The organism is Mycobacterium sp. MMS18-G62 (genome assembly GCF_053877835.1).
In genome coordinates this window covers 4,663,980-4,678,837 of sequence record NZ_CM132662.1, presented here as the reverse complement: position 1 = coordinate 4,678,837, position 14,858 = coordinate 4,663,980, and the positions used below count along the sequence as shown (strand labels likewise).

15 protein-coding genes are annotated in these 14,858 nt (G+C 67.0%); 1 reads left to right on the top strand and 14 read right to left on the bottom strand.

Annotated elements, in window-relative coordinates:
* Genes scpB through ACWW36_RS23240 form a run of 3 tightly spaced genes read right to left on the bottom strand, consistent with a single transcriptional unit; the run spans position 1 to position 2,379 of the window.
* Entirely contained in the window at positions 1–702 is a 702-nt protein-coding gene (gene scpB, locus ACWW36_RS23250; protein WP_456138310.1) for an SMC-Scp complex subunit ScpB, read from the bottom strand.
* A complete protein-coding gene (locus ACWW36_RS23245; protein ID WP_456138309.1) occupies positions 695–1,510 on the bottom strand; it encodes a segregation/condensation protein A in 816 nt (271 codons plus the stop codon). Before ACWW36_RS23245 ends, scpB begins: the two co-directional genes overlap by 8 nt.
* Positions 1,507–2,379, bottom strand: a complete 873-nt coding sequence (locus tag ACWW36_RS23240) for a ParA family protein (protein ID WP_456138308.1) — start codon at positions 2,377–2,379, stop codon at positions 1,507–1,509. Before ACWW36_RS23240 ends, ACWW36_RS23245 begins: the two co-directional genes overlap by 4 nt.
* Before the next feature lie 138 nt (positions 2,380–2,517).
* On the opposite strand from ACWW36_RS23240, the gene ACWW36_RS23235 reads away from it, so the two are divergent.
* Positions 2,518–3,270: an O-methyltransferase gene (locus ACWW36_RS23235; protein ID WP_456138307.1), complete on the top strand. Its 753-nt coding sequence runs from the start codon at positions 2,518–2,520 to the stop codon at positions 3,268–3,270.
* On the opposite strand, the gene ACWW36_RS23230 is transcribed toward ACWW36_RS23235, so the two are convergent.
* The 11 genes from ACWW36_RS23230 to ACWW36_RS23180 form a co-directional block, all read right to left on the bottom strand.
* On the bottom strand, positions 3,267–4,382 hold the full coding sequence (locus tag ACWW36_RS23230) for a flavin-containing monooxygenase (protein WP_456138306.1): 1,116 nt from the start codon (positions 4,380–4,382) through the stop codon (positions 3,267–3,269). The two genes, ACWW36_RS23235 and ACWW36_RS23230, sit on opposite strands and share 4 nt — an antisense overlap.
* 33 nt (positions 4,383–4,415) lie before the next feature.
* A complete protein-coding gene (gene xerD / locus ACWW36_RS23225; RefSeq protein WP_456138305.1) occupies positions 4,416–5,363 on the bottom strand; it encodes a site-specific tyrosine recombinase XerD in 948 nt (315 codons plus the stop codon).
* Positions 5,360–5,980, bottom strand: a complete 621-nt coding sequence (locus ACWW36_RS23220; RefSeq protein ID WP_456138304.1) for an NUDIX domain-containing protein — start codon at positions 5,978–5,980, stop codon at positions 5,360–5,362. Before ACWW36_RS23220 ends, xerD begins: the two co-directional genes overlap by 4 nt.
* Positions 5,973–7,733, bottom strand: a complete 1,761-nt coding sequence (locus ACWW36_RS23215; protein ID WP_456138303.1) for a CTP synthase — start codon at positions 7,731–7,733, stop codon at positions 5,973–5,975. The genes ACWW36_RS23220 and ACWW36_RS23215 overlap by 8 nt, the downstream gene beginning before the upstream one ends.
* 149 nt (positions 7,734–7,882) lie before the next feature.
* A complete protein-coding gene (locus tag ACWW36_RS23210; RefSeq protein WP_456138302.1) occupies positions 7,883–8,824 on the bottom strand; it encodes a copper transporter in 942 nt (313 codons plus the stop codon).
* 9 nt (positions 8,825–8,833) lie between these two features.
* Positions 8,834–10,018 (bottom strand): putative cytokinetic ring protein SteA, encoded by a 1,185-nt coding sequence (steA, locus tag ACWW36_RS23205; protein WP_456138301.1) that lies wholly within the window; start codon positions 10,016–10,018, stop codon positions 8,834–8,836.
* A 126-nt stretch (positions 10,019–10,144) separates the two neighbouring features.
* Entirely contained in the window at positions 10,145–11,905 is a 1,761-nt protein-coding gene (gene recN, locus ACWW36_RS23200) for a DNA repair protein RecN (protein ID WP_456142593.1), read from the bottom strand.
* Positions 11,905–12,828: an NAD kinase gene (locus ACWW36_RS23195; protein ID WP_456138300.1), complete on the bottom strand. Its 924-nt coding sequence runs from the start codon at positions 12,826–12,828 to the stop codon at positions 11,905–11,907. The genes recN and ACWW36_RS23195 overlap by 1 nt, the downstream gene beginning before the upstream one ends.
* A complete protein-coding gene (locus tag ACWW36_RS23190) occupies positions 12,825–13,634 on the bottom strand; it encodes a TlyA family RNA methyltransferase (protein WP_456138299.1) in 810 nt (269 codons plus the stop codon). The genes ACWW36_RS23195 and ACWW36_RS23190 overlap by 4 nt, the downstream gene beginning before the upstream one ends.
* Positions 13,635–13,640: 6 nt before the next feature.
* On the bottom strand, positions 13,641–13,826 hold the full coding sequence (locus tag ACWW36_RS23185) for a hypothetical protein (protein WP_325334459.1): 186 nt from the start codon (positions 13,824–13,826) through the stop codon (positions 13,641–13,643).
* 8 nt (positions 13,827–13,834) lie between these two features.
* Positions 13,835–14,857: an HAD-IIA family hydrolase gene (locus ACWW36_RS23180; protein WP_456142592.1), complete on the bottom strand. Its 1,023-nt coding sequence runs from the start codon at positions 14,855–14,857 to the stop codon at positions 13,835–13,837.
* Position 14,858: the final 1 nt, after the last annotated feature.

The window sequence follows — 14,858 nt, the reverse complement described above, 5'->3', positions numbered from 1 at the left end:
TCACTCCTGGTCCACGTCGAACGACATCGGCGCGTCGGCGGCCGGTGCACCGCTGAGCTTCATGAAACGTGGTTCTTCACCGAGGGTTTCGCTCAGATCGTCAATCATGTCGACGTCAGGCAACAGCGGGGCGATGTCCGGCAGATCGGCCAGCGACGTCAACCCCAGCCGTTCCAAGAACAGCTCCGTCGTCGCAAACGTCACCGCGCCTGTATCGGGATCGGTGCCCGCCTCGGTGATCAGCCCGCGTGCCAGCAGCGTGCGCATCACCGCGTCTACGTTCACGCCCCGCACCGCGCTGACGCGCGCCCGTGTCACGGGCTGCCGGTACGCCACCACGGCCAATGTCTCCAGCGCCGCCCGGGTCAGCTTCGAGCGGGCGCCGTCGAGCAATAGACGCTCGACATAAGGCGCGAACCGCGCGCGGGTGTACATCCGCCACCCCCCGCCGGCTACACGCAAATCAATGCCGCTCTCGCGGGCGTTGAGCTCCTCGGCCATCAGCTGCAGATTGGCCGCGACCCGGTACGCCGGTTGCTCGGTCGCCACGGCGAGCTGATCCACGGTCACGGGCGTGTCAACCACCAACAGCAGAGCTTCGAGCGCCGCGCCTAGTTCGGAATCCTCGAGCTCAGGCGCGGTTGCCACGTCGATGCCCAGGTCCAAGTCCGTGGGAATCTCGGTGGGCACGTCATCACTCATATTGGTCTACTTCCGCCGCCAGGTGGTCATTGGTTGGCCGTTCGCCGGTCCACGAAATCTGGAGCACACCAAGCGGTTCTGATTGTTCGAATGCTACCGCCCGGGCCCGATACAGCTCGAGCAGCGCCAGGAACCGGCCGACGATCTCGATCGGCGCCGCACAATCGGCCACCAGGTCGCGAAACGACGCCCACTGCCCGATCCCGCGGCTCTCCAGCAGCGACATCAGGTTGGCGACCTGTTCGGGCACCGACACGACGACCTGGTGCAGATGCTCGGTGCCCACGGTGGGCACCGGTCGCGGGGTGAACGCCGTCGCCGCGATCTGCGCGAACGCCTCGGCGTCGACGCCGATCATCACCTCGGGCAGCAGCTCTTCGTAGCGCTTCTCCAGCGATACCGATCGTGGATAGCTGCGCAGCGCCGCCGCCTCCAGCTCGGCGAACATCACCGCGACGTGTTTGAACGCCCGATACTGCAGTAGCCGCGCGAACAGCAGGTCGCGGACCTCGAGCAGCGCGAGATCCTCCTCGTCGTGCACCTCGCCCGCCGGCAGCAGCCGCGCGGCCTTGAGGTCCAGCAGCGTGGCCGCGACGACGAGGAACGCCGTCGTCTCATCGAGCTCCATCTGCGGACCGATTGCCTTGGTGTACGCGATGAACTCGTCGGTCACCTGGTGCAGCGCCACCTCGGTGACGTCGAGGCGGTGCGCGAAGATCAGCTGCAACAGCAGATCGAATGGGCCCTCGAAATTACTGAGCCGGACCTGGAAGCCTGTCTGCTGATCCGGTTCTGCTTCTGCGTTCACGCGCCGAACCGGTCGATGACCTCGCGTGCCAACGATCGATACGCTTCGGCCCCACCGGATTTCGGCGCCCACGTGGTGATCGGCTCGCCCGCGACACTGGTCTCGGGGAAACGCACCGTACGGGTGATGACAGTGTCGAACACCAGGTCGCCGAACCGCTCCAGCACACGAGCCATCACTTCGCGAGAGTTCACGGTGCGCGGGTCGTAGCGGGTGATCAGGATGCCGCTGATCGACAGCTTCGGGTTCAGCCGGTCGTGCACCTTGTCGACGGTGTCCGTCAGCAAGGCCAGCCCGCGCAGCGAGAAGTATTCGCACTCCGTCGGGATGATGACGCCGTCGCTGCACGCCAGCCCGTTCACGGTGAGCAGGCCGAGCGACGGCTGGCAGTCGATCAGGACGTAGTCGTAGCGGTCCAGCACCGGATACAGCGAGCGCGCCAGCGACTGCTCGCGGCCCACCTCGTTGACCAGCTGAATCTCCGCGGCCGACAAGTCGATGTTGCTGGGCACCAGGTCCATACCTGGAACCCGGGTGTGGATCAGCACATCGTCGATGGATACCCGCGGCTCCACCAGCAGGTTGTGGATGGTGTGCTCGAGCTCGTAGTGCGGCACGCCCAGCCCCGCCGACAGCGCGCCCTGCGGGTCGAGGTCCACCAGCAGCACCCGGCGGCCGTACTCGGCGAGGCTGGCGCCCAGGTTGATCGTCGAGGTCGTCTTGCCGACGCCGCCCTTCTGGTTGCACATCGCGATGACCTTGGCGGGCCCGTGCACATTCTTCGGCTTGGGCTCGGGAATGGTCCGCGGCGGGCGGCCGGTCAGACTCGTGGTGTCTGCCGTTCCGGCGCTCGCTCCGTCGTCGGTCATACCCGACCATCGCTGGTCAGACAACCCACAGACATCGCGAACATCCGGGCAAGTTTAACGGTGCGCGCTTTCCTGGTCTGGCAGACCCGCGGGCAACCTGTAACCAATCTGCCTGGCCCGAAGCCTAGGGTGGCAGCCATGAGCCTGAAGACACGGTTGCCGTTCCTTCGCTGGTCGTTGTGGCGAGGCGCGCTGGGGATGCCGGGCTTCCTCAAGAGCGGTCAGATCGGCGACGGCCGCGAGGAGGCGTGTGCCGCGTTCGTCGAGGCGCATGCCCGCCGCGGTGACATCGACGACGTGCTGGCAACCATCGACAAGTTCGCGTACGAGAAGTCACTGTTGATGAACGTCGGCGACGAGAAAGGCGCACTGCTCGACGCCGCTGTGCGCCGCGCCGACGCTCGCATCGCCCTGGAACTCGGCACCTACTGCGGCTACGGTTCGCTGCGCATTGCCCGTGCGGCGCCGTCGGCCACGGTGTATTCGGTCGAATTCGCCGCCGCGAATGCCGAAGTGGCCCAGCGTATTTGGAGGCACGCGGGCGTCGATGACCGCATCACGTGTGTGGTTGGGACCATCGGCGACGGTGGCCGCACGCTCCAAGCGCTTGCCACCGAGCATGGTTTCGCTGAAGGCACCGTTGACCTGTTGTTCATCGACCACGACAAGGCCGCGTACTTGCCGGATCTGCAGAGCATCCTCGACCGCGGCTGGCTGCATCGGGGTTCGATCGTCGTGGCCGACAACGTCCGGATTCCCGGCGCGCCCAAGTACCGCGAGTACATGCGCGAGCAGCAGGGCAAGCTGTGGAACACCGTCGAGCACAAGACCCACGTCGAGTACCAGACGTTGCTCGGCGACCTGGTGTTGGAGTCGGAGTATCTCGGCTAGCGCAGTTCGTTGGCGATCCGTTTGGCCATCCGCTTGGACTGCTTGGCCATGTAGCCGATCAACGACGGCCGGGTGTCGTAGCCCAGAAAGCGCAGCCCCTGCGCCGCAGGGCGGTGGCCCTGAGCGACCGGCTTGCCGTTCGCGTCGAGCACGCCGAGGTGTCCGACCAACGGCTCCAGACCGCGCCCGTAGCCCGTCGCAAGCACGACGGCGTGTGCGTCGAGCCGGGATCCGTCCGCCAAGACGACCTTGTCGCCGTCGAACGAGTCGACGGTCGCGGTCACTGCGATGGATCCGTCCTTGACCGCGTCGATCACGTCCATGTCGACGATCGCGGGCACCTGGCCGAGGCGCTTCACGAGCGAGAACAGGCCCTCGTCGGGGATAGGCAATCCGAATTCGCTGAGATCGCCGAGATCCGCGAGACGCGCCTTGCGGCTGATCGCGTCGGAGATCCGGACCGGTGCCCGAAACAGCGGACGCGCGATCAGATCGCCCGGCAGCCCACCGGGCAGCGACCGCAGCATGATGTTCGGCGGAGTGCGGACCGCCAGCCACACCTTGGCCGCTCCGCCGGTGGCGAGATCGTGTGCGATCTCCATACCCGATGAGCCGCAGCCGACCACCATCACGTTCTGGCCCAGGAAGGGCTCCGGATTGCGGTACGCCGACGAATGCAGCACCTCGCCCGCGAACTGCCCAGGCCATTGTGGCAACCGCGGAGTGTGCGCATTGCCGTTGGCCACCACGACCTGACGGGCGTCGATATCGCCTGCCGAGGTCGACAGCTTCCATCCGTCGCGGCGGCGATCGATACGCTCGACCTCGATGCCCAACCGCAAGTCGATTCCCTGTTCACGGGCATGCCGGTCGAGGTGGGCGACGACGTCGTCGCGGCTGGGGAACATCGGGGTTCCCCGTGGATACCGCCGATTCGGCAAGTGTGAAAACGGTCTGCCGGTGTTCAGCTTGAGCCGGTCGTATCGCCCGCGCCACGCCGAACCCACTTCGTCGGCCCGGTCGATCAGCAGCGGTCGCACGCCCCGGTCTCGCAGGCTGACCGCCACCGCTACGCCTGCAGGGCCGGCTCCAATGACGGCAACATCGGTCATACCCGACTCCAACGATCGACGGCTACAAGCCGTTCAACGCGCCCGTGGATGCGCGCCGGCCCAGACCTCTCGCAGCGCATGCACGGTCACCATCGTGTAGATCTGCGTGGTCGTCACCGACGCGTGGCCGAGCAGCTCCTGCACGACGCGTACGTCGGCGCCGCCGTCCAGCAGATGGGTCGCGAACGAATGCCGCAGCACGTGCGGCGAAACCGCGGCGGTGATGCCTGCCCGCTCCGCGGCGTCCTGCAGCACCTGCCACGCACTCTGGCGCGACAGCCGTCCGCCTCGCGCATTGAGGAAGATCGCCGGTGTTCCCTTGCCGCGACGGGCCAGATCCGGGCGTCCGCGAACCAGATACGCGTCGAGCGCGGTGACGGCCGGGCGGCCGATCGGCACCAGCCGCTGCTTGCCGCCCTTGCCTCGCAGCAGCACCGACCGGGCGGTCGTGTCGATGTCGTCGAGGTCGAGGCCGACGGCTTCGGAGATTCGCGCACCGGTCGAATACAGCAGCTCGAGCAGCGCCCGGTTGCGAAGTGTCAGCGGCCCGTCGGCCTCGCTGTCTCCGCCGGCGCCGTCGAGCAGGGCCAGCACCTCGTCGATGGTCAGGCTCTTGGGCAGACGCCGGCTCGGCGTCGGTGGCTTGACCGCGCGGGCCACGTCCGCCTCGGTGAGGCCCTCGGACGCGGCGAAGCGATGCAGTCCTCGTACGGCGATCAACGCGCGGGCCGCGGACACCGCCGACAGCGGCGTGGCTCCGGTATCGGGGTCGCCGCGGCGCAGCGAGACGAGGAAATCGCTGACGTCGGATTCGGTGACCCGACCCAGATCGTCGATCCCCCGCGACGTCAGATGTTCGGCATAGCGGCGCAAGTCGCGGCGGTACGAGCTCAACGTGTTGGTGGCGACGCCGCGTTCGATGGTCAGGTGGTCGAGGTAGCCCTGGAGCTGGTCATCGAGCGCGGAGCGGAATGTGGTCATTTGTGCGCCTGTCGACCGGAGAACGCCTTCGACCTGTCCATCCACGGGGTGTCGACGGGGCGCAGCGACGACGGATCCTCGACGTCGTGGGCGGCCAGAATGCCAGCCACCGCAATGGAATTGACGATTTCACCGTCCAGCACCATTCGCCTGGCCTCTTCGAGGGAAAACCACTTCACCTGCAGGTCGGCTTCCTCGTCGTGGGCGTCCGGGCGCCCGACGTCGGTGATACCGGTCGCCAGATACACCCGCACGCTTTCGTCGCTGAAGCCCGGCGCCGACACCAGATCGACCAGGACCCGCCACTCAGCGGCCTCCAACCCCGCCTCTTCTTCGAGTTCGCGGGCGGCGGTGATGTGCGGCGGTTCACCGCCCAGGTCGAGTAGGCCGGCGGGCAGTTCCCACAACCGTCGACCGACAGGATGGCGGTACTGATAGACCATGACGACGTTGTTGTCCTCGTTCATCGCGAGGACGGCCACCGCGCCGTAGTGCTCGATGACTTCCCGCTTCGCGACGTTGCCGTGTGGCATGCGCACGTCGTCGATGCGAAGGGCGAAAATCTTTCCGATGTAGAGGGTTTGGGAGTTGACCGTCTCGAAATCGTGCTCAGCCACGGGCCGCCGGCTCTTGCAGCAGTTGCCCGACATTGTCGGGATGCTCGGCGCCGTTGGACCGCTGTTCGGGAATCTCGACCGGTAGCCGCTCTTCGGCCTTGTACTCCAGCGACGCTCCGATGAACGCGACGAAAAGCGGATGCGGCCGGGTGGGCCGGCTCTTCAGCTCAGGATGCGCCTGCGTGCCGACGATGAAGGGATGGACGTCGGCGGCATATTCGACGAACTCGACCAGGTGTCCGTCCGGTGACGTGCCGGAGAACCTCAACCCGCTTTCGGCGATGCGGTCACGGTATTCGTTGTTCACCTCGTAGCGGTGTCGGTGCCGCTCCGACACCTCCGTCGTGCCATAGGCCTGCGCCACAATGGAATCCGGCTCTAGCACCGCGGGATAGGCGCCCAGCCGCATAGTGCCGCCCAGGTCGGCCTCACCGGCGACCGCGTCGCGTTGATCGGCCATCGTGGAGATCACCGGATCGGGTGTCTTCGGATCGAACTCGGCGGAGTTCGCCTCGGTCAGACCCACCGACCTGGCCGCCTCGATCACGATGCACTGCAAGCCGAGACACAGTCCGAGCACGGGCAGGCCGCGCTTGCGGGCGTGGCGGATGGCGCCGATCTTGCCTTCGATGCCGCGGATGCCGAAGCCGCCGGGGATCAGGACTCCGTGGACATCGGACAGGGCGGCGGCGGCGCCGTTCTCGGTTTCACAGTCATCGGACGCCACCCACCGCATCTCCACTTTGGCGCGATGCTTGAACCCGCCGGCCCTCAGTGCCTCGGCAACCGAAAGGTAGGCGTCGGAGAGGTCAATGTACTTGCCTACCAACGCGATCCGCACAGTCTCCTGCGGTTCGTGCACACGCTCGAGCAGGTCGTTCCACTGGGTCCAGTCGACGTCACGGAACGGCAGGTTCAACCGGCGAACCACGTACGCGTCGAGCTCTTCACGATGCAAGACCTTGGGGATGTCGTAGATCGACGGGGCGTCGGGCGTCGAGATGACGCCGTCGATGTCGACGTCGCACATCAGCGCGATCTTGTTCTTCAACGGCTCGGGGACGTCACGGTCGCAGCGCAGGATCAGCGCGTCGGGGGTGATACCGATGCTGCGCAGTGCGGCCACCGAATGCTGCGTGGGCTTGGTCTTGAGTTCGCCCGAGGGCGCCATGTAGGGCACCAGCGAGCAGTGCAGGAAGAAGCAGTTCTCGCGGCCAACCTCGTGCCGGACTTGCCGGGCGGCTTCCAGGAATGGCAGGGACTCGATATCGCCGACGGTGCCGCCGATTTCGGTGATCACCACGTCGGGCCGGTTGCCATCGGAGTCGGCCGCGGCCATCGCCAGGATGCGGCTCTTGATCTCGTCGGTGATGTGCGGGATCACCTGGACCGTGTCGCCGAGGTATTCGCCGCGGCGTTCCTTGGCGATCACCGACGAATACACCTGTCCCGTTGTGACATTGGCCGACCCCGACAGGTTGCGGTCGAGGAACCGCTCATAGTGTCCGACGTCAAGATCCGTCTCAGCGCCGTCCTCGGTGACGAACACCTCGCCGTGCTGGAACGGATTCATGGTGCCCGGGTCGACGTTGAGATAGGGGTCGAGCTTTTGCATCGTCACCTGCAGGCCCCGCGCGGTCAGCAGCTGCCCGAGGCTAGATGCCGTCAGGCCCTTGCCGAGTGAAGAAACGACGCCACCGGTGACGAAAAGGTGCTTGGTGGCGGTTTGCGGGTGCTTGCGTAGCGCTGGCAAGAGCAACCTCCGTGACGACGGGCAGGGCTTACTTTTCTGAGCGGGAGCCCAGCTCGGGGCCTGCCGACCCACGGAACCCCACCTTAACACCGACGCCGACAAGGCGTCGCTGACACGCCATTGACTGGGGACCCCAGCTCGCTAGGGGACTATTGCGGGATGGTTACCGACGATGCGCCATGGCCGATGCCGTACTGACCGGATCGGCCGCCGCTGATCAGGTCGCTCAGCGCGAGCACTGTGGTGATCTTGCCTGCTTCGCTGTCGGCGTCGTCGACCGTGCTGACCGCGGCGCTAAGGCCGGGGTCGGACCTCGTCACGGACACCGCAGCGGTGCCGGATGCCGAGCCGTCCCGCCCGGCGATCACGGTGCCTGCGCCGTGGGGAGCCAGTCCGGCCGCGAAGCGGGCGACGGTGGCGCCCTGGTTGCCTGCGTCGTCAGCCAGTCCCCCACCGGTAACGATCAACGCGGTGTTCGCCGCGCTGATGCGCTGATTGCCGTACGTCACAAAACCGGTGTCGCGCAGTGCCGCCAGCACGGTGTCACGGGCAGCGTCGTCAACGACCTGCACCTTCGGATCCCTGTTGATCAGCAACGCAATTCCCAGCAGATCGCCGGCCTGCGACCCCTGATCGACCGACTTCGTGCTCAGCTGTGTGCCGGCGGGCACGATCGGCGAGTTCACCACGGACAGCAGCTTCTCGGCGGAGTTGGCGTTGACGAATTCCTCCGTAAACGCGATCGTCCCGGTGACCGTTCCGCCTGCCTGGCCGACCATCCGCGACAACGCGTCGACGTCGTCGTCATGGACGTCCGGAGTACGGAAAAGCACAACGGATTTACCCGCGAGCGCGTCATGCAATATGCGCGGTGACATCTGCGCGTCGAAATCGCCTGCAGCATTGAGCTTTTCGTTCAGCGCATTCTTGTCGTCGGTGAGCGTGTTGATCTCGTTTTGCAGCTCGTGCTTGTCGTCACGCAGCCCGGAGAGCAGCGTGTTGGACAGCAGACCCGAGCCCAAAGCTACCCCGATGGCAAGGGCGAGGAACACCGCTGCAAGCGAAATCGCATGTGTCCGTAGGGAAATCACTGTGACCCCTTAGGTGACCAGACCCTGAACCCACAGCGAGAACCGATTCCAGTAGTCGACGACCCAGTCGAGCACCGCGGCGTCGGCACGCGAAACCCACAATGCGGCGATCACCGCGATGAGCATCGCCAGCACAAGCATGGCGATGGCCCCTCCGGACACCCGGCTGCGGTACAGGGTGGCGACGGCCTTGGCGTCGACCAGCTTCTCGCCGACCTTGAGCCGGGTCAGGAAGGTCGACGGGTTGCTCTGCTGCCGCGACCGGTCGAAGAACTCCTCGATGCTCGCGGAGTGGCCGGCGGTGACGATCAACGCAGCGCCGTGGTGATCGCACAGCAGCAGCGCCAGGTCGGCGGCCGATCCTGCGGCGGGGAACGTCATCGCTCCCACGCCGAGGTCTTGGATCCGTTCCAGCCCGGCGGCATGCCCGTCGGCGTCAGCCGGCAGCACCACCTGCGCCCCGCACCGCAGCACCTCGGCGCTCATCTTGTCCGGGTCCCCGACGATGAGCTGCGGGCGATACCCGGCCTTGCGCAGTACGTCGGCGCCGGTACCGACACCCACCAGAACCGGCTGATACTCCTTGATGAATGGCTTGAGCGCCTTCAGGTCGATCGCGGCGCTGGGTTCCTCGGCGACGATCACGACGTGGCGGCGGTTGACGTCCACATCGATGTCGGGGATGCCGATGCCGTCGATCAGCAGCGGGCTCTCGCTGCGGATGAACTCGATCGTGTTGCCGGCGAATGCCTCCAGATGGGCCACCAGACCGCTCTTGGCCTCGTGCATCAGCTCGTGAATCTCGTGATCGGTGCGCTCGGTTCCCCGGATCAGCCGGCGATCGCCGGAGTACACACCGCCGTCGTGCAGGCGGACGCGTGCGCCGTCCTTGACCTTCTTGAACACCTCAGGCCCGGTGTCGTCGATCAGCGTGATGCCGTTGGCGACCAGCACCTCAGGGCCGAGGTTGGGGTAACGGCCGGAAATCGACGGGGACGCGTTGACGACCGCGGCGACGTCGGCTTCCACGAGCGCATCGGCGGTGATCCGGTCCAGATCCAGGGCGTCGATGACGACGATGTCGCCGGCGCCGATACGTCGCAGAAGTCGGTCGATGTCGCGGTCCACTCGGGCCGTGCCGGTGATGCCCGGCCGTGAGCTCGCAGTACGGGTAAGCAGCGCTGACATCTTCATGGGGCCGATTCTGTCGAGGAACGACTCCCAAAACTGGGAGGCGCGCCGTAACACCAGTCACATAGGTATCTATTGTCACATCCGCAACAGGCCTGGCTACGCCGTCGTGAGCGGCAATACGGGGCTCTAGTCGGCGTTGGCGTCTGCCTGCGCGGCGTCAAGCAGCTCGCGGGCGTGCGCGCGACCGCTGTCGGATTCGCCGAGGCCGGCGAGCATGCGCGCCAGTTCGGCCACGCGGTCGTCGTCGTCGAGGCGGCGTACCCCGCTCGACTTGTTACGGCCGCTCCCACTGTCAACGACGAGGTGAACGTCGGCGTACGCAGCAACCTGCGGGAGGTGGGTGACGACGATGACCTGGTGGGTCCTGGCGAGGCGGGCCAGGCGACGCCCGATCTGCACCGCAGCGCGGCCGCCGACCCCGGCATCGACCTCGTCGAACACCATCGTCGTACCTTCGGCGGACGCGGCCAAGACGACCTCCAGCGCGAGCATGACGCGGGATAGCTCGCCGCCGGAAGCGCTCTTGCTCAACGGCAGCACGTCGGTGCCGCGGTGTGCGGCGAAGCCGAACTCGACGGCATCGACACCATCGTGCCCCGCGTGCACGACCGTGCCCGACTGCAGGGTGAGCGGCGCGGAGTCCTCAGCACGGGCGGGCAGCGTGTCGACGGAGACCGTGAATGCGGCATCGGCCATCGCCAGGCCCGACAGCTCGCCGGTGACGGCCTTCGCGAGACCCTTGGCGGCCTTGGTCCGCGCCTTGGTGAGTTCGGTTGCGGCATTGACGACTTTTGCCTCGAGTTCACCGACGCGACGTTCGAGCTCGGCCAACGCCTCCTCGGACACATCCAGCTGCGCCAGACGTTCGCGTGACTCGCGCGCCCACTCCAGGACACCGTCGATATCGGGAGCGTACTTACGGGTCAGGGTGCGCAGTTCGCCCTGCCGGGCGAGCTTGTTCTCCAAAGTGCTGGCATCACTGGGCAATTCGGCGAGATAGTCGCTGAGTTCGGTGGACACGTCGGCGATGATCGCCAGCGCGCCGGTGAGCTGCTCGGCCAGCGCACGCAGGGCGTCGTCGTCGGTGGCGTCCAGGGCGGACTTCGCTTGGCCGACACCGTTGACGGCAGAGGCACTGCCGGTGTCGGAGTCGTCGGCGCCGGAGAGCGCAGCGCGCGCGGTTTGAGCGGCTTCGCGCAGTGCGTCCAGTTCTGACAGCCGCCGGATGTCGCTGACGAGCGCATCGTCCTCACCGGGTTGCGGTGAGACGGCGTCGATTTCGTCGAGGCCGAACTTGAGGCGGTCGGCCTCCTGCGCCAGCTCGCGCGCCCGCTGCTTGCGGTGTTCGAGGTCGCGCCGGGCGGCGAGCCAGTCGTCGCGTACGGTTCGGTAGCGCTTGAGCTGCGTTTCGACGTCGGCGAACCGGTCGAGTGCTGCGCGCTGCTCGTCGGGCCGCATCAGCCGCAGCTGGTCGTTCTGGCCATGCAGTGCAAGCAATTCGGTGGTGAACGTGGACAGCGACTTCGCCGGCACACTGCGACCGCCGAGGTAAGCGCGCGACGGCCCGTCACGGCTGACCGAACGCGCGGCGATGATGCTGCCGTCGTCGTCGCGTTCGGCGCCTGAGGAATCGAGGATCGTGTCGACGTGCTCAGCCACGCCGTCGGCGAGTTCTGTTGTGGTGAACCGTCCTTCGACTACCGCGCGGGCGGCGCCGGAGCGCACCCGGGTGGCGTCGGCGCGGGCGCCGCCGAGTAGGTGAAGACCCGTCACGACCATCGTCTTGCCGGTGCCCGTTTCGCCGGTGAGCACGGTCAGCCCGCGGTCGAACTCGGCAGTGGCGGTGCTGATCGCGCCCAGCGACTCGATGCGAATCTCGGCTAGCACTACTGTCCGCGCCACCCCGTGACCGGCAACCGGAACTTGCGCACCAGCCGGTCGGTGAACGGCGCGCTGTCCAGCCGCACCCACTTGAGCGGAGTGCCGCAGCGCGTGACCTCCAGCCGGCCGCCGGCGGGTACCACCATCTCGCGCCGCCCGTCGCAGAACACCAGCGCGTCGTGCCCGCCAGGCTCCACCTCGATCGCGATCGCGGCATCCGGACTGGTGACCATCGGCCGGGCGAACAGCGCGTGGGCGTTGTTGGGCACCACCAGGATTGCCTCTAGGTCCGGCCAGACGATGGGGCCGCCGGCGGAGAAGGCCCACGCGGTCGACCCGGTGGGCGTCGCCACCAGCACGCCGTCGCAGCCGAACGACGACACCGGCCGTCCGTCGACCTCCAAGACAGCGCCCAGCACACCGAGCCGCGGCCCCTTTTCCAGGCTGGCCTCGTTGAGCGCCCAACCGCGGTCGACGATGTTGCCCTCTGCGCGCACCACGACGTCGAGGGTCATACGCTCTTCGACGCGGTAATCGCGTTTGATGACATGCTCGAGCACCGCGTCGATGTGATCGGCCTCGGCCTCGGCAAGGAAGCCGATACGGCCTAGATTGACGCCCAGCACCGGGATTTCGACGTTGCGGGCCAGCTCGGCGGCGCGCAGAAACGTTCCGTCACCGCCGAGAACGAGGACCAGTTCGCACCCTTCGGCGGCACGCTCATCGGCGTCGACGACCTCGATCTCGACACCGAGCGCCCGCATATCGTCGGGCGACAGGTGTACGGGCCCACGATCGACGGCTTCGGCCGACAGCACCCGCAGCCCAATTCCGTTGTCGCCGAGCACCTTTTCCACCCGGCGAGCGACCTCGGTGACCTCATCGCGGCCGGTATGCACCACGAGCAGAATGTTGCGCTCACAGGTCATTGGGGACCCTCCGCGATTGCCTTACGCACCGCGTGTTCGAGATGCTCACCACGGAGCGGGTTTTCGGTGCTGGCACGCAGCCGCAAGAAGTATTCGACGTTGCCGGACGGGCCAGGCAGCGGGCTGGCGGTGATGTCGACGGTGTGCCAGTGCAGTTCGGCGGCCCGCCGAGCGACGGCGAGCACGGCGTCCGCCCGCAACTGCGGGTCGGTGACGACGCCACCCGCCCCCACGCGGTCCTTGCCGACTTCGAATTGCGGCTTCACCATCGGAACGATATCGGCGTCCTCTGACGCGCACGCGGTCAGCGCTGGAAGCACAGTGGCCAGCGAGATGAATGAGAGGTCGGCAACAACCAGGTCGACACGGCCGCCGATCGCTTCTGCGGTCAGCTCCCGGACGTTGGTGCGCTCGAGCACCGTCACGCGTGGGTCGTTGCGCAGGGACCAGGCCAGCTGGCCGTAGCCGACATCGGCGGCGACCACCTCGCGGGCGCCGCGATCGAGCAGTACCTCGGTGAACCCGCCTGTCGAGGCGCCGGCGTCCAGGCAGCGTAGGCCGTCGACGGGTAAGCCGAAGGCGTCGAGCGCCCCGATGAGTTTGTGGGCGCCGCGCGACACCCATGAGCGCTCGTCGGCTCCCTCCACCGTGAGGGCGGCGCTGACCGCGATCGCGGTTGCGGGCTTGGCCGCGGGCATTCCATCGATGGTGACGCGTCCGGCGCCGATCAACTCCGCGGCCTGTTGGCGAGATCGCGCTAGGCCGCGCCGCACCAGTTCGGCGTCAACACGTGCGCGCCGGGTCACGTGGGTTCAGCCTTTCTCGACCGATTCCAGCGCTCGCACCAGCAAGTCGTGGGCTTCCTCGAGCCGCGCCGCGATGGTGTCGATGTCGGATTCGGCGAGTTGGTCGAAGTTCGAGCCCTCCTGCGCGGGGTCTGGCACGTCTGCCAGCAGTTCCGCGATCTGGGCGCGAATCTGATCGGGGTCGGTACTCATATCGGTGTTCACGCTAGCCGATTTGACGGGGTGAGCAGGGACCAGCGTTGCATGGCCTGTCGCGCGGTGTCGTCGCCCGCCAGCAGCGTCACGGGCCGCCCGTCGAGGTTGGCGTTCCAGACTGCGCTGGCGGTGGCGCGCACGACGGATAGCGGGTCGCCTGGGTCCCGGCCGGTTGATTGCACCGTCACGGCCGAGGGGCCCACGTCGACGTACCAGGCCGGGTGAGGCGCAATCCGCAGATTGTCCGCCCGGGCGTACAGCGAGCGGAGGTCTTCGGCGATGTAGTTCGGCCGCTGGCCGACCGTCGCGCGGACAGTGTCGAGCGCAGTGCTGACACCGCAGAGCACGAGCAGGCTGGGCAGGCCAGCGGCGTTGGCGCCGGCGATGTCGGTGTCGAGGCGATCACCGACCACGAGCGGCGTGCGAAACTTTCCGCGCGCCAACGCATCCGTGAGCAGCGTCGGCTCCGGCTTGCCGGCGACCTGCGGTTCGCTGTCGGTGGCCGCGCGCAGGGCCGCGACCATCGCACCGTTTCCGGGAAGCAGGCCTTTCTCGGACGGTAGCGTCTTGTCGACGTTCGCCGCTATCCACAGTGCGCCGCTGCGAATGGCCAGCGCCGCTTCCGCGAGGTCCGACCATCCGGTCTGTGGCGAATGTCCCTGGACGACGGCGACGGGACCGTCAGACCATTGCCGGACGGGTTTGAGCCCGACCCGCCGTACCTCGGCGGCAAGGGAATCGGTGCCGACGACGAGAACTCGCGCGCCCGCCTGCAACTGCTCCTGAAGCAGTCGCGCCGCGGTCTGAGCGCTTGTGACGATGTCGTCGGGTTGGGCCGAGAAGCCCATCTCGCAAAGATGTTGAGCGACTTCGGCGGGTCCGCGCGAGGCGTTGTTGGTGACATACAGCGTGCGCGATCGGACTACGGCGAGGGTTTCGACGGCACCGTCCGTCGGTTCGTGGCCCCGGAACACGGTGCCGTCGAGGTCGAGCAGTAGGCAATCATGTTCCAGCGCAAGGGTGCTCACG